Source organism: Bradyrhizobium sp. PUT101 (genome assembly GCF_052043945.1).
Taxonomy (GTDB): Bacteria; Pseudomonadota; Alphaproteobacteria; order Rhizobiales; family Xanthobacteraceae; genus Bradyrhizobium.
Window position 1 is genome coordinate 1,449,011 of record NZ_CP197207.1, and the last position, 18,328, is coordinate 1,467,338.

An 18,328-nucleotide genomic window follows, 5' to 3' on the forward strand; every position below is an offset into this window, starting at 1 on the left:
TCCAGTCTCCGGAACAAATTGCCAGACCAGACGTTGCCACCGCGTCGTTCTTCGCGTGCAGGCACGCGCTCCTATTTTCCGATACTCTGCCCTCTAAACAATGGCCATCACGTTCCGTCTGTGTGAATATCGGTCCGGCACGTGCGCACCCGCATCACAACGGCCGATGCCTTGAACGATCCCTTGCCCGAGACCATCGCCGCCGAAAGGCTGCGCCAGCACCTCGAAGACGTCGCGCGCGAGCGCGATAACGCCTATCGCGCGCTCCAGGAACGCGAGGCCGAGCTGGCGCGCATCCAGCGCATCGGCAAGGTCGGCGGCGTCGAGGTCGATTTCCGCGAAGGCTTCAAGAACCGTCGATCGCCCGAATATCTGATCATCCACGGCCTGCCGCCGGAAGCTGCCGAGGAGTCGCACGAGGATTGGGTCAATCGCATCCATCCCGACGACCGCGAGGCAACCGTCAAGCATTTCTTCGAGGCTCTCGCCGGAACGAGCGAAGACTACAGCGCCGAATACCGCATCATCCGTCCCAGCGACGGCGAGACCCGCTGGATCCGGGTCGTCGCCAAGATCGAGCGCGACAAGGACGGCCGCGCCATCCGCCTCGTCGGCGCCCATATCGACATCACCGACCAGGCGCTGGCGCGCGCGACGCTGCGCGAGAGCGAGGAGCGCTTTCGGCTGATCGCCGACAGCGCGCCGGTGCCGATCTGGGTCACCAAGCTCGATCGCAAGCGCTCCTTCGCCAACCAGGCCTATGTCGATTTCGTCGGCCTGCCCTACGATCAGGCCATCGACTTTGACTGGCGCAAGGTGCTGCATCCCGACGACCTGCCGCACGTGCTCCAGCAATCCGTCCAGGGTGAAGCATCCCTCAAACCCTTCGTGCTGGAAGCGCGTTACAAGAACGCCAGCGGCGAATGGCGGTGGCTTAGATCGGAATCGCAGCCGCGCTGGGACGCGACAGGCAAGCATATCGGCTTCATCGGCGTCGCCCACGACATCACCGTCGCCAAGCAGGCCGAGATCGAGCTCAGGCAGCTCAACGAGACACTTGAACTGCGCATTGCCGAGCGCACCGCCGAGCTCGAATCCAACGAGGCACGGCTGCGCGCGATCCTGGAGACCAGCAATCAGTATCAGGGCCTGGTCAATCTCAGAGGTGAGCTGCTTTACGCCAACAAGACCGCGCTGGATGGCATCAAGGCGCTCTCCTCGGATGTGATCGGAAAGCCGTTCTGGGACACGCCCTGGTTCACTGGCACGGACGGCATGAGTGCCGCCGTGCGAGAGGCCTTCGACAAGGTGCTCAAAGGCGAAGCGGTGCGGCTGGAGATGCGCCTGCACCTTCCCATCGGCGAGCGCGATTTCGACTTCGGCGTGCGTCCCGTGCTCGACCGCCACGGCAACATCACCGGCGCGGTGCCCGAGGCAGTCGACGTCACCGAGCGCCGCCGCGGCGAGGAAGCGCTGCGGCAATCGCAGAAGATGGAGGCGATCGGCCAGCTCACCGGCGGCGTCGCGCACGACTTCAACAATCTCCTCACCATCATCCGCTCTGCCACCGACTTCCTGCGCCGCCGCGAGTTGCCGGAGGAACGCCGCCGCCGCTATGTCGATGCCATATCCGAGACGGTCGAGCGCGCCTCCAAGCTGACCGCGCAGCTTCTGGCGTTCGCGCGCCGGCAGCCGCTGAAGCCGCAGATCTTCAACGTCGGCAGCCAGGTCGAAGGCGTGGCGCAGCTGGTCCGGCCGCTGGTCGGCGGTCGCATCGAGATCGCCGTGGAGGTTCAGGATCCCGATTGCTTCACCGTGGCCGACATCGCCCAGTTCGAGACCGCGCTGATCAACCTCGCCATCAACGCCCGCGATGCGATGAATGGCGAAGGCCACCTCACCATCGCCGTGCGCAAGGTCCAGGGTATCCCTCAGCTGCGCGCGCAATTGGCACGCAGCGGCGACTACGTCGCCATCTCCGTCACCGACACCGGAAGCGGCATCGCGCCGGAACATCTCGATTCGATCTTCGAGCCGTTCTTCACCACCAAGGAGGTCGGCAAGGGTACCGGCCTCGGCCTCAGCCAGGCCTTCGGCTTCGCAAAACAGTCCGAGGGCGACATCGCGGTGACGAGCACGCAAGGCAAAGGCGCAACCTTCACCATCTATCTGCCGCAGGCCCAAAGCCCCGCGACGGACAAGGAAGCCGCGGCACTGACCCATGAGGTCGCGGCGACCGGACGCGGCTATCGCGTGCTCGTGGTCGAGGACGACGACGAAGTCGGTCGCTTCTCCACCGAACTCCTGGAGGATCTCGGCTATGTCGTCCGCCGCGTCGCCAACGCCAACGCGGCACTGGCGATCCTCAGCGAGAACGAATTTGCCGTCGACCTCGTGTTCTCCGACGTGATCATGCCCGGAATGAACGGCGTCGAGCTTGCCGGCATCATCCGCGAGCGCTATCCGGGCCTGCCCGTGGTGCTCACCAGCGGCTACAGCAACGTGCTCGCCGAAAGCGCCCATCGCGGCTTCGAGCTGATCCAGAAGCCCTACTCTGTGGAGTCGCTGTCGCGCATATTGCGCAAGGCGATCACGGAAAAGCTGTCGGTGGCACGGTGATTAATTCTCCCCCGTCGTCCCGGATAAGCGCGGCCGCTTGTCCGGGACGATAGCGGTGCATTCGGCGGACCGCCCTTCGCAGACAAAACGTTCACAGCTCAAGCAGTACCGTCGGTGCCGGCCGGACGAATTTGAGCCTCGATCGAGAGATGCATGTCGAGCCAAGATCCCGATCAGACGAGGCGCGCCGGCCGCGCGCTGGACGCGGCCAATTTCTTCCTCGCCGACGTCCGCGACGGGCTCGGTCCCTATCTCGCGGTCTATCTTCTCACCGAGCAGCGTTGGAACGAGGCTCGCATTGGCCTCGTGATGTCGATCGCGACGATCGCCGGCATCGTCGCGCAGACGCCGGCCGGTGCGCTGGTTGACGGCACGCGGGCGAAGCGGCTGGTGATGGTGGCCGCTGCGATTCTGGTGACACTCGCCTCGCTCTCGCTGCCGTTGTTCCCCAACCTCCTGCCGGTGATAATCTCGCAAGGCATCGCACAAGCCGCTGCCGTGGTTTTCCCGCCGGCGATCGCCGCTGTCTCGCTTGGCATCTTCGGGCATGCCGCATTTACCCGGCGCATCGGCCGCAACGAGACTTTCAACCACGCCGGCAACGCTGTCGCGGCGGGCATCGCCGGCCTCTCCGCCTATTGGTGCGGACCGACCGTCGTGTTCTACCTTCTCGGCGCCATGGCGATCGCGAGCCTCGTCAGCATCCTGACGATTCCCGAACGGGCCATCGACCACGATCTCGCGCGCGGACTGCACCACTCTCGTATCAATGGCGCGCCCGAACAACCCTCGGGCCTTGGCGTGCTCCTGACCTGCCGTCCGCTGCTCATATTCGCTATCTGCGTCGTTCTGTTTCACCTCTCCAACGCGGCGATGCTGCCGCTGGTCGGACAAAAGCTCGCGCTCCAGGACAAGAACATCGGCACCAGCCTGATGTCGGCATGCATCGTTGCGGCGCAAGTGGTGATGGTTCCGTTCGCGATGCTGGTTGGCGCACGGGCCGACCGCTGGGGGCACAAGCGGTTCTTCCTTGCCGCATTGTTGATCCTGCCGGTCCGCGGTGCGCTCTATACGCTCTCCGACAATCCGTTCTGGCTGGTCGGCGTGCAGCTGCTGGACGGCGTCGGAGCCGGCATTTTCGGGGCAATCTTCCCCGTCATCGTCGCCGATCTCATGCGCAACACCGGCCGCTTCAACGTCGCACAGGGTGCCGTCATCACGGCCCAGAGCATTGGTGCGGCGCTGTCGACGACACTGGCGGGCCTGGTCGTGGTCGGCGCCGGTTACAGCGCAGCATTCATCACCCTCGGCGCCGTGGCGACGATCGGTGCGGTGATCTGCCTCCTCGCCTTGCCCGAAACGCGGCAAGGCGACGACGGCGATCCGCGCCCGCGGGGGAAGACAGCGGCGCCCGCATCGGCTATCGCTGCCGAATGACTCCATTCCCATTCGAGAACTGAACCGTGCCGTCTGACGCCATCTGGACCTGGAGCATCATCGTCGTCGCGACCGCAGGCGTCATCGTCCGGCCCTTTCGCCTGCCCGAGGCGCTCTGGGCCGTGATCGGCGCCGGCGCGCTGCTGCTGTTTGGTTTGCTGCCGTGGCCCGATGCGTTGACCGGTATCGAGAAGGGCGTCGACGTCTATCTCTTCCTGATCGGCATGATGCTGATCGCAGAGCTGGCGAGGCTCGAAGGCCTGTTCGATTATCTCGCCGCGCTTGCAGTGGAGTATGCACGTGGCTCCCCGCAGCGGCTCTTCCTGCTGATCTACCTCGTCGGCACGCTCGTCACCGTGCTGCTCTCCAACGATGCCACCGCGATCGTGCTGACACCGGCCGTCTATGCCGCGACGCGCGCGGCCGGCGCAAAGCCGCTGCCCTATCTGTTCGTCTGCGCCTTCATTGCCAATGCCGCAAGCTTCGTGCTGCCGATCTCAAATCCGGCCAATCTCGTCGTGTTCGGCGCGCGCATGCCTGAGCTCACCGAATGGCTGCGCCTGTTCGCCCTGCCCTCGGCGGCCTCGATCCTGCTCACTTACGTGGTCCTGCGCCTGAGCCAGCACCGCGCGCTCAAGGAGGAGACGATCGCCCGGAGCGTGCCGCATCCGAAGCTTGGACGCGGCGGCAAGCTCGCGGCAATAGGAATCGTCGCGATCGGCGTCGTGCTGGTCACCGCGTCAGCGCTGGACCGGCAACTGGGCCTGCCGACCTTCATCTGCGGCGTCGCGACGGCGGCGATCGTGCTGCTGATCAACCGGCAATCGCCCTTGCCCGTGCTGCACGGTGTCTCCTGGAGCGTGCTGCCGCTGGTCGGTGGGCTCTTTGTCATGGTGGAAGCGCTGGTGAAGACCGGCGTGATCGCGCAGTTGAGCGCACTGCTGCACCAGGCGGTCGCGCAATCGGTGCCCCAAGCAGCCTGGAGCGTCGGCATCGCCACCGCGCTCGCCGACAACATCGCCAACAACCTTCCGGTCGGCCTCGTCGCCGGCTCGGTCGCCGCCAGCGATCATCTGCCCGCACCGGTCGTCAGCGCCATCCTGATCGGCGTCGATCTCGGGCCTAATCTGTCGGTGACCGGATCTCTCGCCACCATCCTCTGGCTGGTCGCGCTCCGGCGGGAGAAGATCGAGGTCGGAGCCTGGCCATTCCTCAAGCTCGGTCTGCTGGTGACGCCACCTGCCTTGATCGGTGCACTGGCGGCCGCCATCAGATAGCGGCAAAGCGCGCCGGCTGAATAAGTACCCAGCCGTTTGCGGTGCATCAATGCCGGCATTGCGGCGGCGGCTAGACTTCACCTGTCGCGAGCTTCAGACAGGTCGCGGCAAGGAAGGTTGATCATGCAGATTCGATCAAAGTCGCTGCCGCAGCGGTTCTCGCTGCGCCGCGGAATTCAGAGCTTCGTCGCGCCCGGCCAAGGCCGCACGGAGACGTCCCATCCCCTGCTCGTCTTCTCCGTCGTGGTGCTGCTGGCCTTGTTCGCCATCCTGGAGGTCGACGTGCACACGGCCCAGCTTCAGGCCATCGGCCTGCTCGGCCATGGCACCGGAATCGATCCCGTCTTCCTGAGCCCGTAGCGGAAGGAGCCCGATCGCGGCCACAAGGCCGCGACCGGGTCACACGTCAGTCGTTCTCGTAGCCGTAGACTTCCGGCAGGATGAAGATCGCGGCGAGCAATCCGATCAGCGGGAAGATCGCGACGAACAGCGTGGCGTTGGCCTGCCCGATCGCCGCGAACAGCGACGGGAACAGGAAGATCGCCAGGAACGACGGCAGCTTCACGAACATGTAGGCGAAGCCGCTGGCGGTGCCGCGATATCTCGGCTTGGCGACCATGGTCGGGATCGTCATGCAGTTCGACGCATCCCAATAATGGCCCCACAGCATGGCGGCGGCCGCGAACGGCAGCAGTATCTTGTTGTCGGTGTAGAGCGCGAAGGCCGCGACCAGAAGCGAAACCAGGACGATGCCGAAACCGGCGATGGCGATACCGCGATGGCCGATCTTCGGCGTCAGCAGCGGACCGACCCAGCCGGACAACGCGGCGAAGCAGAACAGTCCCATCGTCACCAGGTTGTTGCCGAGCACGCTCGACACGCCGACCATCACGAACAGCACCGGCAGGTAGAACGCGAAGGTCGAGAATTCGCTGCCTTGCGCGAAGCAGGCGATCCAGCCGTAGATCGTCGCACGCCAGCGGATCGGGTCCTTCTTGAGGTCGGCGAGGAACGCGCGGGTCGAGACCTTCGGCACCTGGACGTCCCGATCCGGCAGCATCTCGAGATTGTCGTTGAACATCTCGCGCGCGACCTGCTTGGCCTCGCGGTAACGCCCCTTCTGCACCAGCCACACCGCCGTCTCCGGCACGTCATGGCGCATGATCAGGATGATCAACGCCGGCACCGCACCGAGACCGAGCGTCACGCGCCACAGCATCTCGTGGTTCATGTCGATCAGGAGGAAGATCACGATGACGCCGATGGTCAGGACCTCGCCGACGGCGAACATGAACTGCCAGCGGTTGCCCATGACCTCGCGCTCGCCCTTCGCCATGGATTCCATGATGTAGGTGTAGCCGGTCGAGATGTCGGAGCCGAGCGGGATGCCGAGCAGGAAGCGGATCACGACGAGCCAGGCGACATCAGGCACGAAGGCCTGCGCCAGCGCCAGCACGATGAACATCACCATCGTCACCAGGAACATCACGCGGCGGCCGATCTTGTCGGACAGCCAGCCGCCGAGCAGCGCGCCGATCAGGGCGCCGCCTTGCGTGCCGGCCGCCGCAAGGCCCAGCATCAGCGGATCGGGATTGTACTGCTCCTTGATGAAGATCAGCACGAAGGCGATCGAATAGAGATCCCAGGCCTCGACCAGGATCGAGGCCATCATCAGCCAGCCGACCTTGTTGCCCTTGGGGCTGTAGTTCGTGATGAGGTAGCGGACCGCGGCCTCGCTCACGGTCGGTTGTGGCATCGCCATCGTTGACATTTTCTTGGTCCTCTCTTCGAAACTCTCTACGTGTCGAGCAGCGGCTCGATGCTGCAATCGAGCAGCCGCGGATCGATCCCCGCCTCCATGCCGGTGAACATCGAGTCCATGTAGTCGATCAGGGCATCGCTCGCCTTCACGGCGTCCTCGACATGGCGGCCGGCAACGGCACTGAGAATGGCGAGGTGACAATCGATCGTGCCTGACAGATCCGCCTGCCCCGGCATGAAGCGGTGGTGGATGTAGCCGATGCGCCGATACAGCGTGTGCAGTGGCCGCATCGTATGCACCAGGAACGGCTCGCCGGCCGCCTCCAGCACCAGCGCGTCGATGCGACGGTCGAGGCTGTTGAATTCGTCGAGCGTCAGGCTGGCGCGGCGCTCGCGCAGCAGACGCTCGATGTGCAGCGCCTGATTGCGATGCGAGAGGCTGGCGCGATCGGCCGCGAGGCGGATCACGAAGCGCTCCATGTCGCGGCGCAGACCGAGCAGCATGCGTTCGCGCGCCAGATCGATCGGCGCGACGTGCAGGCCGTGACGGGGCCGGATGATGATGAGGGTATCGGCGGACAGACGATTGACGGCGTGATGCACCGGTGTGCGCCCGAAGCCGGTGATGTGCTGCAACTCCAGCATCGTCATGAATTGTCCGGGCTTGAGCTCGCAGTGAACCAGGAGCTCCTCGATCTTCTGGTAGGCCAGCTCGAAGAAATTGAGCCGGTTGCGCCGCGAGGGCTTGCCCTCGCCGTCGTCGTCGTTTCTCACCACCTCGAGCGCGCGCTTGCGCTTTGCCATGTCGTTCTCTCCCGTTGGCCCGCGCTCTCGTTGATGGATGGCGCCCTATTTGTTCGAGCCTTAAAACATGTTGTGATATATTACAAGCCGGCGTAAGACTCCGGCACGACCTGCAACATGCTGCAGCGCAAAATGAGACGACGGGCGCGCGACGTCTGTGATGGGAGGATTGTTGCCGTGAAGATCACATCGATCGAGACGCTGCGCACCGAGGAATTTTCCAACGTCATCTGGGTGCGCGTTCACACCGACACGGGTGTGATCGGGCTCGGCGAAACGTTCTACGGCGCGGGCGCGGTCGAGGCACAGATCCACGACACCTTTGCCGGCCGCCTGCTCGGCCGCAATCCCCTGCACATCGAAGCCATCCATCGCGACATGCTGAACCTGCCGATGGCGCAGTCGTCGACGGGTGTCGAGTATCGTGCAGCCTCCGCGATCGACATCGCGCTGTGGGATTTGTTCGGCAAGGTCTGCGGCCAGCCGGTGCACCAGATGCTCGGCGGTCTCTGCCGCGACAAGCAGCGCATCTACAACACCTGCGCCGGCACGCAATATGTCCGCTCGACCAATATCAGCCCCGTCGCGAACTGGAATCTCGGCGCCTCCAAGGGACCGTACGAGGATCTCGACGGTTTCATGCATCGCGCCGACGCGCTCGCCGAGAGCCTTTTGGAAAGCGGCATCTCGGCCATGAAGATCTGGCCGTTCGATCCGGCGGCGCAGGAGAACAAGGGCCTTTACATCACCGCCGCGCAAATGAAGCAGGCCATCGAGCCGTTCGAGAAGATCCGCAAGGCGGTCGGCGACAAGATGGAGATCATGGTCGAGCTCCACTCGTTATGGAACCTGCCGACAGCAAAGCAGATCGCACGCGCGCTCGAGCCGTACAAGCCGACCTGGTACGAAGACCCGATCCGCATGAACTCGCCGCAGGCGCTGGCCGAATATGCGCGCTCGACCGACGTCTGGGTCTGTGCCAGCGAGACGTTGGGCTCGCGCTTTCCCTACAAGGACATGCTCGACCGCGACGCCATGCACGTGGTGATGGCGGATCTGTGCTGGACCGGCGGCCTCACCGAGGGCCGCAAGATCGCCGCGATGGCCGAGACCTATCACCGGCCCTTCGCACCGCACGATTGCATCGGCCCGATCGGCTTCATCGCGGCCATCCACATGTCGTTCAGCCAGCCCAACACGCTGATCCAGGAATCGGTGCGCGCCTTCTACAAGGGCTGGTACAATGAGCTCGTCACCACGATGCCTGTTATCAAGGACGGTTACGTCTATCCGATGGAAGGACCCGGCCTCGGCGTCGACCTCCTGCCTGATGTCTTCGACCGCTCCGATCTCACCGTGCGCCGCTCCAACGTCTGAGGACTTCCCGAGATGAGCACTTCCCTTTTCGATCTTTCCGGCCGCACCGCACTCGTGACCGGTTCCTCCCGCGGCCTCGGCCGTTCCATCGCCGAGGGCATGGCCAAGGCCGGCGCCAGGATCATCATCAATGGCGTCGATCCCAAGCGCGTCGAGCAGGCCGTCGCCGAGTTTCGCGCCGCCGGGCATCAAGCCGAAGGCGCCGCGTTCAACGTCACCGACGAGCCCGCCATCGTCGCCGCCTTCGAGCGCTTCGATCGCGAAGGGCTCGCCGTCGACATCCTCGTCAACAATGCCGGCATCCAGCACCGCAAGCCGCTGGTGGAGTTCACCACCGATGAATGGCGCAAGGTGATCGAGACCAACCTCACCAGCGCCTTCGTGATCGGCCGCGAGGCGGCCAAGCGCATGATTCCGCGCAAGCATGGCAAGATCATCAATATCGGCTCGCTCGGCAGCGAGCTCGCGCGTCCCACCATCGCGCCCTACACCGCGGCCAAAGGCGGCATCAAGAACCTGACCCGCTCGATGGCGGTGGAATGGGCGCAGCACGGCATCCAGGCCAATGCGATCGGCCCCGGCTACATGCTGACCGACATGAACGAGGCGTTGGTCAACAACGCCGACTTCAACAATTGGCTGATGGGCCGCATCCCCTCGAAGCGCTGGGGCAAGCCGGACGAGCTGGTGGGCGCGGCGATCTTCCTCGCCTCGGACGCCTCGACTTATGTCAATGGTCAGATCATCTATGTCGATGGCGGCATGATCGCCGCGATGTGACCGCGAACCAGGAGCAGCTCATGCGCGCCGTCGTCATCCACGCACCGAAGGACCTGCGGATCGAGAGCTATCCCGATCCGGCGCCCGGTCCGGGCGAAGTCCGCGTCAAGATCGCCAATGGCGGCATCTGCGGCTCGGACCTGCATTATTACCATCACGGCGGTTTCGGCGTCGTCCGCATCCAGCAGCCGATGGCACTGGGGCATGAGATCGCCGGCGTGGTCGCCTCCGTCGGTGACGGCGTCGCCAGTGTGAAGCCCGGCTCGCGCATCGCGGTCAACCCGAGCAAGCCGTGCGGCCAGTGCCTGCATTGCCAGGAGGGAATGCGCAACCAGTGCCTCGACATGCGCTTCCTCGGCAGCGCGATGCGCTTTCCCCATGTGCAGGGCGGCTTTCGCGAATTCATCACGGTCGATGCGACGCAGGCCGTGCCGATTGCGGACAAGCTCTCGCTCGCCGAAGCCGCGGTCGCCGAGCCGCTGGCGGTCTGCCTGCATGCCGGCAAGCAGGCCGGCCCCCTGCTCGGCAAGCGCGTGCTGATCACCGGCTGCGGTCCGATCGGCGCGCTGATGATCCTCGTCGCACGTTTCGGCGGTGCCGCCGAGATCGTCGTCACCGATGTGGCGGACGCACCGCTCGCGGTCGCGAAAAAGCTCGGCGCCACGCACGCCATCAACGTCGCGACCAATGCCACCGCGCTCGATCCCTGGCGCGCCGGCAAGGGCGTGTTCGACACGCTGTTCGAAGCCTCGGGCAATCAGGCTGCGCTGCGCGCCGCGCTCGACGTGCTCAGGCCGGGCGCGACGCTGGTGCAGCTCGGTCTCGGCGGCGAGATGACGCTGCCGATCAACTCCATCGTCGCCAAGGAATTGCAGCTCCGCGGCACCTTCCGCTTCGATCCCGAGTTCGAGCTCGCGGTGCGGTTGATGGGCGAAGGCCTGATCGACGTCAAGCCGCTGATCACGGCGACCATGCCGTTCGAGAACGCGGTCGCCGCCTTCGAGCTTGCCAGCGACCGCTCGCAGTCGATGAAGGTGCAGCTGACGTTCTGAACCGCGCTACTGGCTCTCGATCAACCGGTCGCTGATCAGCCGCACGGCGCCGCGCTTCCACGAATAGTCCGCGCCCATGCGCAGGCCGCTGTCGCCGCGCGCCAGCACCGTGCCGGTCCTGGCATCGCGCAGCTGGAAGCCGAGCGTGTATTCGGTGCGGCTCACCCGCCGCACCACGCCGATCAGCGACTGATCCGCGCCGAGCTTCTGCGCAATGGAGACCTCGCAGCCGCCGCAATCCCGCAGAGCGCCCGCCTTCCCAGCCTCTCCGCCGACATCGACGAGCCGATAACGGCCGGATTGGCCGAGAACCTCGCGCACACCACCGGTGACCTCGGCCAGATACGAGGCGTCCGAAGCGGCCGACGCCCCGGCCGAGGCGGCCGTCATGTCCTCGAGCTCGAAATCGAAAACGGCCAGCGCAATCGGCGCGGGCGTTGCGAGCGCAGCCATGACCTCGCGGGACACGAAGGTCTCGGCCCGCTGCCAGGATTCATCATTGTCGCCGCGGAAGCTGTAGAGCTTGTCCATCACGAGCTTTTTGGCGCCGATTTCGATCACGGCGACCTTGGCCCATTGCACCAGCGTGCTCGTCTTCTGGATGCCGCCGATGACCTTGAAGGCCGCGCCGTCCCGGGCAGACGGAACCAGGCGGTAGCGCGAGTCCGCGCCGATATCCCTTCGAAGCGCGGCCATGAACGCCGCCAGCCGCCGCTCGTGGGCGGCGGTCTGGTTGGTCGGCTCGGCCGAGGTATCCGTGTAGCTGAAATCGTCGATGGCAACGCCAATGGCGCCCTCGGCATCGGCCCGCGAACAAGAGAGGACGAACAGGAGACAGACGAAAATCAGCCCGGAACGGTGCATGAAACGGCCTCATGGGATGGAACGGCAACGCAAATCTGGACGGGTTGCCTGACGCCATGCAGCCGTGGCCGTCCCGACGAATGCCGGGAAAATTTCACGACGTTGCACTGCGGCAAAGCGGGAACGCTTCCCGCGGCTTGCGTTCTGCCTTCTAATGAGGGCGCGACAAACCCGTTCGCGTCAGGTGCCCCATGTGGAATCGCCCGAGGTTCGATCTCAAGGTCCGTCTGACGCTGCGCGTGGCCGCCATATCGGCCGCCTGCTTCGCCGCGATCTCCGCCTATTTCCTCGTTACGGCCAACAGCGCAGCGCATGCGCGCATCGACAGTATCGCCGCCATCGTGGCGAAGACACTGGAGCTGCAGCAGGGCAAGGTCCAGTGGGTGGCCAGCCCGCGCTCGGACTTTCCGAACCTTGACCCGGTTTCGGCCCATGTGATGACGCCCGGCCTGTGTCTTGGATTCCGGAGCGCGAGCGGCGAGATGCTGCAGCGTTTCTGTAGTGGCGCGCCTGCCCCGGCGAGCCCGCCGCCGCAGGCCTTCACCGCCTTCTATCGCAGCCTGTTCGACCCCGGCCGCGAGGCGGCACGGCCTGTGATCGTCCGCGGAACGAAGCTCGGCGAGACCGTGGTCTCGGTCGATGCGGCCGTGCAGACGGCCGAGGCCTGGCACGAGGCCGGCCGCCTGATGATCGCGCTTGCAATCGCGTTGCCACTGCTCTGCGCGCTGGTCTATGCCGCGCTGGCGCGCGCCCTGCGCCCCACCCGCATGATCGGCGACGGCCTCGAGCGGATCGCCGCCGGTGACCTCACCGCGCGGCTGCCGCCGTTCGACCTTGCCGAGCTCTCCGCCATCCGCGATGTCTTCAACCATCTCGCCGAAAGCCTCGACACTGCGCTTGCTGAACGCAACGAGCTGACGCGGAAACTGATCGCGCTCCAGGACGAGGAGCGCCGTCATCTCGCGCGCGAGCTGCATGACGAGTTCGGCCAGTCGCTCGCCGCGATCCGCGCGCTTGCCGCGTCCGCCCGCCAGACTGCGGCGCAGGACTGTCCCGGATTGCTGGGAGAGTGCGACAGCATTGCCAGGACCGCGACCGGCATGATGGAGACGCTGCGCGGCGCGCTGTTCCGGTTGCGGCCACCCGATGTCGACGAGCTCGGCCTCGTCGCGAGCCTCGAAGGACTGGTGTCGGGGTGGAACGGCCGCAGCCGCGGCCAGACCCGCTTCGATATCCGGTTCGACGGTGCCTTCGAGAGCGTGCCCGCCTCGGTCAGCGCCAATCTGTACCGCATCGTGCAGGAGGCGTTCACCAACGCGGCCAAGCACGCCGGCGCAACCAAGGTCGGCCTGCATCTGACGATGGCCGACGATGAGATCGCGCTCGCGATCGAGGACGACGGCGGACCGAACGAGGCTGCCGTCAAATCCGGCATGGGCCTGCTCGGAATGCGCGAGCGCGTCGCCGCGCTTCGCGGCCGGCTGAGCTTTGAGACCGGCCCCAACGGCTCGGCGCTGCACGTGTTCATTCCGCTCGCGGCCGCCGACCGGCAGGCGCTGGAGCACGCGGCATGAGCGCGGCCGACGCCACCATCCTGCTGGTCGACGACCATTCCGTCGTCCGCGAGGGCTACCGCTCCGTGCTCCAGAAGCAGCCGGGCCTGCGCGTCGTCGCCGAGGCGGCCGATGGTGCGGAGGCCTATCGTCTGTACAAATCCGAGGCGCCCGACCTCGTCATCATGGACCTCAGCATGCCCGGCATCGGCGGCATCGAGGCCGTCAGGCGGATCAGGCAGTGGGACAAGACCGCACGAATCCTCGTCTTCACCATGCACGAGAATGCCGGCTTTGCCGTGCAAGCGATCCGCGCCGGTGCGAGGGGGTACGTCACCAAGACCAGCCCGCCCGAGACACTGGTGCGCGCGGTCAAGGACGTGCTCGCCGGCAAGATTGCCATCAGCCCCGACATCGACCACGAGCTTGCGCTCAGCCGCATCAGCGGCGAGAACTCGGCCGCCGACGTGCTGACGCCGCGCGAATTCGAGGTGCTGCGGCTGCTGCTCGCCGAGAACACGACGGAGCAGATCGCCGAGACGCTGCATGTCAGCCCGAAGACGGTGGCGAACCTGCATTCCCTGATCAAGGACAAGCTCGGCGTCGGCTCCGACATCGAGCTGGTCCGCCTGGCGCTGCGCCAGGGACTGTTGACGGAAGTCTGATTGCCGCTGCCTTACGGCTCCAGCCTCGCGCCGTCAGGCGAGAACGCCTCCACCGTGTCACCGATCCTGAACGACATCATGTCACGGCCGACGAGCAACGGCCCCTTGTAAGCGGTGCGCGTACGCAGGATCAGCGGCTCCTCGGGAATATCGGGCGCGGGCTTCACCGTGCCGAACACGATGTGGGAATAGACCGCGAGTTTTGGCCTGGCGGCCGCAAAGATCTGGCCGGCCTCCTCGGGCGAGGTATGGTGCGCCTGAATGTCCTTATAGACGGGATTTTTAACCAGCAGCTCCGGCTCGATGACCGCGACCTCGTGGATCAGCAGGTCGGCGCCCTCGGCCGCCTTCGCGATGCGCTCATCGTACTTGGTGTCGCCCGACAGCACGACCTTGTGGCCGCCATATTCGACGATGTAACCGAACGAAGGCTTGATCTTCTCGCCATGGTTCACCTCGATCGCGCTGACTTTCACGCCGTTGTTCTCATAGATCCGCCCGGCTTCGATATCCGTTGCCGAGAACGTGACCGCTACGGGATCGAGGTGCTCGTCATCGATGCGGATGCGGACATCATCGGCGAAAGCCTTGGTGAGGTTTTCCGTCATGGCGACGGTCCCCTTCGGGCCAAAGAGCTTCATCGGCCCCTTACGCGAAGCCCAGGGCGTGGCGAGCCAGCCGGTCAGCCACATGTCGGGAAGACCGACGATATGATCGGAATGCAGATGCGTGAGGAAGTTCGCGGTGATCGCGCCGAGCGGAATCTTCAGCTTGTAGAGCTGGATGGTCGCGCCGCGGCCGAGATCGAACAGCAGTTTTTCGCTCCCTGCTTCCACCAGCGTCGACGCGCTGAAGCTGGTCGGTCGCGGCGTCGGCACGCCGGTGCCGAGCAGCGTGACCTTCATCGGTTCCGCGGAGGCGACCGTAGCGAACGCGAGCAGCACAAGGCCCGCCCGCAGGAGCGTTTTGAGCATATTTTCTCTTCCTGAGTGTTAGATTATTGACGGCGGATCATTCGCGCGCGATCACCGAATCCAGCCATGCGCAATTCAGCGGCGGCACGCGCGGGTCGGCGACGCGCACGCCGCGCGCGGCCGCATCTAATCGCATGTCGCGCAATCGCTTGCGCTTCTCCTCGGGCATATGGAGCCGCTCGTGGCCCCATAGCGAGGGCCCGTCGAAGGTCTCGTGCGGCTGCCAGGTCTCGGGATCGATGACGCGTCCGCCCCAGCCGTATTCGATGAAGAAGCCGGACGGCGTATTTACGTAGAACGAGGTCATGTGGTCATTGGTGTGCCGGCCCAGCGTGTAGGCGATGCGCCCCTCGTCCATCTGCGCGAGGTCGTAGCCTTGCCCGACATCATCGAGACTGCCGAGCTCGACCATGAAGTGATGCATCGCCTTCTGCCCCGAGCCGACCATTGCAAAGGAGTGGTGGCGGCCGTTGACGTGGAAGAAATAGAGCCCGTATGGCTTCAGCCCGAAATCGGAGACGTGAAAGCCGAGCACGTCGCGATAGAACGGCAAGAGCGGCTCGACATCCTCCACATTGAGCACGACGTGCCCCATGCCGAGCGCGCCGGTGCGGAAGCCCGAGATCGGGCGGCCCGGCCTGAAGGGCTCGCTCGCAAGCTCCGGCTTGCAAAAAGCTTCCAGCCGGTTGCCGGCGGGATCGGCAAACGCGATCAGCTCGGCGACATGCCGCTCGTCAGCGAGCGCGCGCGAGCCTCGGATCACCTTGATGCCATGGCTTTCCAGCCGTCCGGCCAACTGGTCCAGTTCGGCAGTCGAAGGAACTTCCCAGCCCATCACCGCGAGGCCGGCGTCGCTGCCGCCGTCGACGATCAGCCGCTGCTTGCGATCGTCCATGCGGAAGGCGCGCATCTTGGCGCCGCGATCGACCTGCTGCATGCCGAGCAGCCCCGTCGCCATCCGGCTCCACTGGTCGATCTGGGATGAACTGATTCCGATATAGCCGAGCGCTGTGATTTCCATCGACGTCCTCCCGAAGGCATCGCGATCGCCGCACTGCGGCGAGCTTGATACCGGCCGCGCGCGACCCTACGGTAGCGTTCCGCAATCGCTTCGCGTTCGCAACGACGATAGCCGCGCCGCGATATGCCACAAGGGAGGAAATACGAAGTGTCCAAGGAGCGGACGCGGAACGGCCAGCCTCGGCAGTCTGAGGGCGTCCGCGCCTTCAAGCGCGGGCTCGACGTGCTGCACGAGGTCAACCGCTCCGGCGGCATCCGCGCCGGCGACGTCGCCCGCGCGCTCGACCTGCCTCGACCCACCGTCTACCGCCTCCTCGAAACTCTGGAGGAACTCGGCTATATCGCCCGCAGCGCCAGCGACGACCGATTTCGGGTCACCCGGCGCGCGCTGAGCCTCGGCGACGGCTATGATCCCGGCGTGGTGATCTGCCAGGCGGCGGCGCCTTATCTCGCCGATCTCAGCAAGAAACTGGTCTGGCCGGTCGATCTCTCCACCTATGAGAACGCGGCGATGGTGGTGCAGGAGACCACACACTCCCGCAGCCCGCTCTCGATTGACCGCGGCATGATCGGAAAGCGCCTGCCGATGCTGCGCACGTCTGCGGGCCGCGCCTATCTCGCCGCCTGCCCTGCGCGCGAACGCGATCTGATCGTGACCCATCTGCGCCGGATCGATGAGGCCGACGACCGCCCCTTCCTCGAGGCTGGCCGCCTCGACCGCATGATCGCCGAGACGCAGGCCCGTGGCTACGCCATTCGCAGCGAGGGCGAATACAATCCGAAAACCGCTTCGATCGCAGTCCCCATCGTCCGCGACGGCGCCGTATTCGGCTGTATCTCCATCATCTGGATTCGATCGGCACTTGGAACAGAAGATGCGATCTCACAATTCGTGTCATTGATGAGCGAAACCGCTGCCGCAATTCCAGTCAGTCCCTAGGAGACGCGAACCGGCAGCGAAGCAAGCCCGCGCAGGACGTTATTGAGTGCCAGCACGGGCTCACCGATATCAAAGCGCGCCACTTTCTCCACCAGCACCTCCAGAAGCGCCGTCATTTCCAGCCGGGCCAAGTGCAGGCCGGCGCACATATGCGTGCCGTTGCCGAAACCGAGATGATCGCTGGCGCGGCGACGCACGTCGAAGCGCTCCGGATCCTGCCATTTCCGTTCGTCGCGGTTGGCCGACGCATAGAGCAGCAGGACCCGGCTTCCGGCGGGGATGACGGCGTCGCCGATCGTTGCGTTGGCGGTCAAGTGACGCGTGAATCCGCGGAGCGGCGATTCAAGCCGCAACGCCTCGTTGATCGCATTCGGGATCAGCGCGGGGTCCTGGCGTACCAGGTCCCATTGATCGGGATGCTGCCCAAACAGCAGGATCAGGTTCGCTGTGGCGAAGATCGTGGTGTCGAGGCTCGGCCCGAGATAGTCGCGCATCAGGACCGGACAGCGTTCCGGCTCGACCTCGCCGCGATCACCAGCGTCGAAAATCCGTTGGCCCCAGCTGCCCGGTCGCAGTCGCTCGCGGATCGCAACGCTCCCGAGATACCCGCGCATCTCCTGAACGTCCTTCATGGCCGTGCAGCCACGCTCGTTCATGGTGCCAAGGACGTTGAACGTCGCTGACGCCCAACGCAGCATACTGCTCTGACCGTAGTCCTCGAGCCCGACGAGCTTGGAGACGATGGTCAGCGGCAGGTGCCGCGCCAGATCCGCCACCGCGTCGAACCGTCCGCGCCTCACGAGGTCGTCGACCAGTTGTCTCGCTTCCGCGCGAATCCGGGGACCGATGTCCTCCAGCGCTCGCGGCAGCAACGGCGCCGCGATGATCGCCCGCAACCGGTCATGCAGCGGGGCGTCGCTTGCAAGCGTTGTACCCTTCGACATTTCATTGACCACCTCGTTGGCGGCAACGCCTTCGGCCGACGAGAACAAGCCGGGATTGCGCAATGCCGCGCGGACGTCCTCGAAGCGGCTCAGTGCGTAGAGGCTGTTGCGCGGCAGCCAGACCGCAGCGCCCAGTTCACGCAGCGCACGATAGTGGGGATAGGGATTGCGCAGGACCTCGTCGTCGTAGAGATCGACGTCGTAGGCAGGACAGTTCGTGACGGTCGGCATCGTCCCCGGCTCCTTCAAATCATGACGATC

At 65.2% G+C, this 18,328-nt stretch carries 16 protein-coding genes; 10 read left to right on the forward strand and 6 right to left on the reverse strand.

Features of this window, described 5'->3' with window-relative positions; translation table 11 throughout:
- Positions 1 to 141: 141 nt before the first annotated feature.
- The 4 genes from ACSHT2_RS07010 to ACSHT2_RS07025 all read left to right on the forward strand — a co-directional run bounded on the left by ACSHT2_RS07010 (position 142) and on the right by ACSHT2_RS07025 (position 5,693).
- On the forward strand, positions 142 to 2,619 hold the full coding sequence (locus ACSHT2_RS07010) for a PAS domain S-box protein (RefSeq protein ID WP_440640946.1): 2,478 nt from the start codon (positions 142 to 144) through the stop codon (positions 2,617 to 2,619).
- A 153-nt stretch (positions 2,620 to 2,772) separates the two neighbouring features.
- Positions 2,773 to 4,056 carry an MFS transporter gene (locus ACSHT2_RS07015; protein ID WP_440640947.1) on the forward strand — a complete coding sequence of 428 codons (1,284 nt, stop codon included), beginning with the start codon at positions 2,773 to 2,775 and terminating at the stop codon, positions 4,054 to 4,056.
- Between the two features lie 26 nt (positions 4,057 to 4,082).
- Positions 4,083 to 5,333 (forward strand): arsenic transporter, encoded by a 1,251-nt coding sequence (locus ACSHT2_RS07020; RefSeq protein ID WP_440640948.1) that lies wholly within the window; start codon positions 4,083 to 4,085, stop codon positions 5,331 to 5,333.
- Positions 5,334 to 5,456: 123 nt separating this feature from the next.
- Positions 5,457 to 5,693 (forward strand): hypothetical protein, encoded by a 237-nt coding sequence (locus tag ACSHT2_RS07025; protein WP_061881312.1) that lies wholly within the window; start codon positions 5,457 to 5,459, stop codon positions 5,691 to 5,693.
- A gap of 46 nt (positions 5,694 to 5,739) precedes the next feature.
- On the opposite strand, the gene ACSHT2_RS07030 is transcribed toward ACSHT2_RS07025, so the two are convergent.
- Positions 5,740 to 7,104 (reverse strand): MFS transporter, encoded by a 1,365-nt coding sequence (locus ACSHT2_RS07030; protein WP_440640949.1) that lies wholly within the window; start codon positions 7,102 to 7,104, stop codon positions 5,740 to 5,742.
- A gap of 26 nt (positions 7,105 to 7,130) precedes the next feature.
- Entirely contained in the window at positions 7,131 to 7,898 is a 768-nt protein-coding gene (locus ACSHT2_RS07035; protein ID WP_440640950.1) for a GntR family transcriptional regulator, read from the reverse strand.
- A 177-nt stretch (positions 7,899 to 8,075) separates the two neighbouring features.
- Here ACSHT2_RS07035 and ACSHT2_RS07040 point away from each other — a divergent pair, with 177 nt between their 5' ends.
- The 3 genes from ACSHT2_RS07040 to ACSHT2_RS07050 are packed head-to-tail and all read left to right on the forward strand — an operon-like array spanning position 8,076 to position 11,107.
- Complete coding sequence (locus tag ACSHT2_RS07040; RefSeq protein WP_440640951.1) at positions 8,076 to 9,275, forward strand: mandelate racemase/muconate lactonizing enzyme family protein; 1,200 nt, start codon at positions 8,076 to 8,078, stop codon at positions 9,273 to 9,275.
- Positions 9,276 to 9,287: 12 nt separating this feature from the next.
- Entirely contained in the window at positions 9,288 to 10,055 is a 768-nt protein-coding gene (locus tag ACSHT2_RS07045; protein ID WP_440640952.1) for a glucose 1-dehydrogenase, read from the forward strand.
- A gap of 20 nt (positions 10,056 to 10,075) precedes the next feature.
- On the forward strand, positions 10,076 to 11,107 hold the full coding sequence (locus ACSHT2_RS07050) for an L-idonate 5-dehydrogenase (RefSeq protein ID WP_440640953.1): 1,032 nt from the start codon (positions 10,076 to 10,078) through the stop codon (positions 11,105 to 11,107).
- 6 nt (positions 11,108 to 11,113) lie between these two features.
- On the opposite strand, the gene ACSHT2_RS07055 is transcribed toward ACSHT2_RS07050, so the two are convergent.
- Entirely contained in the window at positions 11,114 to 11,971 is an 858-nt protein-coding gene (locus tag ACSHT2_RS07055; RefSeq protein ID WP_440640954.1) for a DUF2380 domain-containing protein, read from the reverse strand.
- A 191-nt stretch (positions 11,972 to 12,162) separates the two neighbouring features.
- Between ACSHT2_RS07055 and ACSHT2_RS07060 the strand changes: the two genes are divergently transcribed.
- Together ACSHT2_RS07060 and ACSHT2_RS07065 are read left to right on the forward strand one after the other, a co-directional pair.
- Positions 12,163 to 13,545 carry a histidine kinase gene (locus ACSHT2_RS07060; RefSeq protein ID WP_440640955.1) on the forward strand — a complete coding sequence of 461 codons (1,383 nt, stop codon included), beginning with the start codon at positions 12,163 to 12,165 and terminating at the stop codon, positions 13,543 to 13,545.
- Positions 13,542 to 14,189 carry a response regulator gene (locus ACSHT2_RS07065; protein ID WP_440640956.1) on the forward strand — a complete coding sequence of 216 codons (648 nt, stop codon included), beginning with the start codon at positions 13,542 to 13,544 and terminating at the stop codon, positions 14,187 to 14,189. Before ACSHT2_RS07060 ends, ACSHT2_RS07065 begins: the two co-directional genes overlap by 4 nt.
- Positions 14,190 to 14,200: 11 nt before the next feature.
- Here ACSHT2_RS07065 and ACSHT2_RS07070 read toward each other — a convergent pair whose 3' ends face one another.
- The gene (locus ACSHT2_RS07070; protein ID WP_440640957.1) at positions 14,201 to 15,163 is read right to left on the reverse strand and encodes an MBL fold metallo-hydrolase; all 963 of its coding nucleotides are present in this window, start codon (positions 15,161 to 15,163) and stop codon (positions 14,201 to 14,203) included.
- A gap of 37 nt (positions 15,164 to 15,200) precedes the next feature.
- Entirely contained in the window at positions 15,201 to 16,184 is a 984-nt protein-coding gene (locus ACSHT2_RS07075; RefSeq protein ID WP_440640958.1) for a VOC family protein, read from the reverse strand.
- Between the two features lie 147 nt (positions 16,185 to 16,331).
- Here ACSHT2_RS07075 and ACSHT2_RS07080 point away from each other — a divergent pair, with 147 nt between their 5' ends.
- The gene (locus tag ACSHT2_RS07080) at positions 16,332 to 17,123 is read left to right on the forward strand and encodes a DNA-binding transcriptional regulator (protein ID WP_028180324.1); all 792 of its coding nucleotides are present in this window, start codon (positions 16,332 to 16,334) and stop codon (positions 17,121 to 17,123) included.
- Here ACSHT2_RS07080 and ACSHT2_RS07085 read toward each other — a convergent pair.
- Entirely contained in the window at positions 17,120 to 18,298 is a 1,179-nt protein-coding gene (locus ACSHT2_RS07085) for a cytochrome P450 (RefSeq protein ID WP_440640959.1), read from the reverse strand. The two genes, ACSHT2_RS07080 and ACSHT2_RS07085, sit on opposite strands and share 4 nt — an antisense overlap.
- Between the last annotated feature and the right edge of the window lie 30 nt (positions 18,299 to 18,328).

What these genes read in the sequence shown, in the direction of transcription:
- ACSHT2_RS07015 (WP_440640947.1), top strand. Translation starts at nt 2,773, where the DNA reads ATGTCGAGCCAAGATCCCGATCAGACGAGGCGCGCCGGCCGCGCGCTG.
- ACSHT2_RS07025 (WP_061881312.1), top strand. Translation starts at nt 5,457, where the DNA reads ATGCAGATTCGATCAAAGTCGCTGCCGCAGCGGTTCTCGCTGCGCCGC.
- ACSHT2_RS07030 (WP_440640949.1), bottom strand. Translation starts at nt 7,104, where the DNA reads ATGTCAACGATGGCGATGCCACAACCGACCGTGAGCGAGGCCGCGGTC.
- ACSHT2_RS07035 (WP_440640950.1), bottom strand. Translation starts at nt 7,898, where the DNA reads ATGGCAAAGCGCAAGCGCGCGCTCGAGGTGGTGAGAAACGACGACGAC.
- ACSHT2_RS07045 (WP_440640952.1), top strand. Translation starts at nt 9,288, where the DNA reads ATGAGCACTTCCCTTTTCGATCTTTCCGGCCGCACCGCACTCGTGACC.
- ACSHT2_RS07050 (WP_440640953.1), top strand. Translation starts at nt 10,076, where the DNA reads ATGCGCGCCGTCGTCATCCACGCACCGAAGGACCTGCGGATCGAGAGC.
- ACSHT2_RS07055 (WP_440640954.1), bottom strand. Translation starts at nt 11,971, where the DNA reads ATGCACCGTTCCGGGCTGATTTTCGTCTGTCTCCTGTTCGTCCTCTCT.
- ACSHT2_RS07060 (WP_440640955.1), top strand. Translation starts at nt 12,163, where the DNA reads ATGTGGAATCGCCCGAGGTTCGATCTCAAGGTCCGTCTGACGCTGCGC.
- ACSHT2_RS07065 (WP_440640956.1), top strand. Translation starts at nt 13,542, where the DNA reads ATGAGCGCGGCCGACGCCACCATCCTGCTGGTCGACGACCATTCCGTC.
- ACSHT2_RS07070 (WP_440640957.1), bottom strand. Translation starts at nt 15,163, where the DNA reads ATGCTCAAAACGCTCCTGCGGGCGGGCCTTGTGCTGCTCGCGTTCGCT.
- ACSHT2_RS07075 (WP_440640958.1), bottom strand. Translation starts at nt 16,184, where the DNA reads ATGGAAATCACAGCGCTCGGCTATATCGGAATCAGTTCATCCCAGATC.
- ACSHT2_RS07085 (WP_440640959.1), bottom strand. Translation starts at nt 18,298, where the DNA reads ATGCCGACCGTCACGAACTGTCCTGCCTACGACGTCGATCTCTACGAC.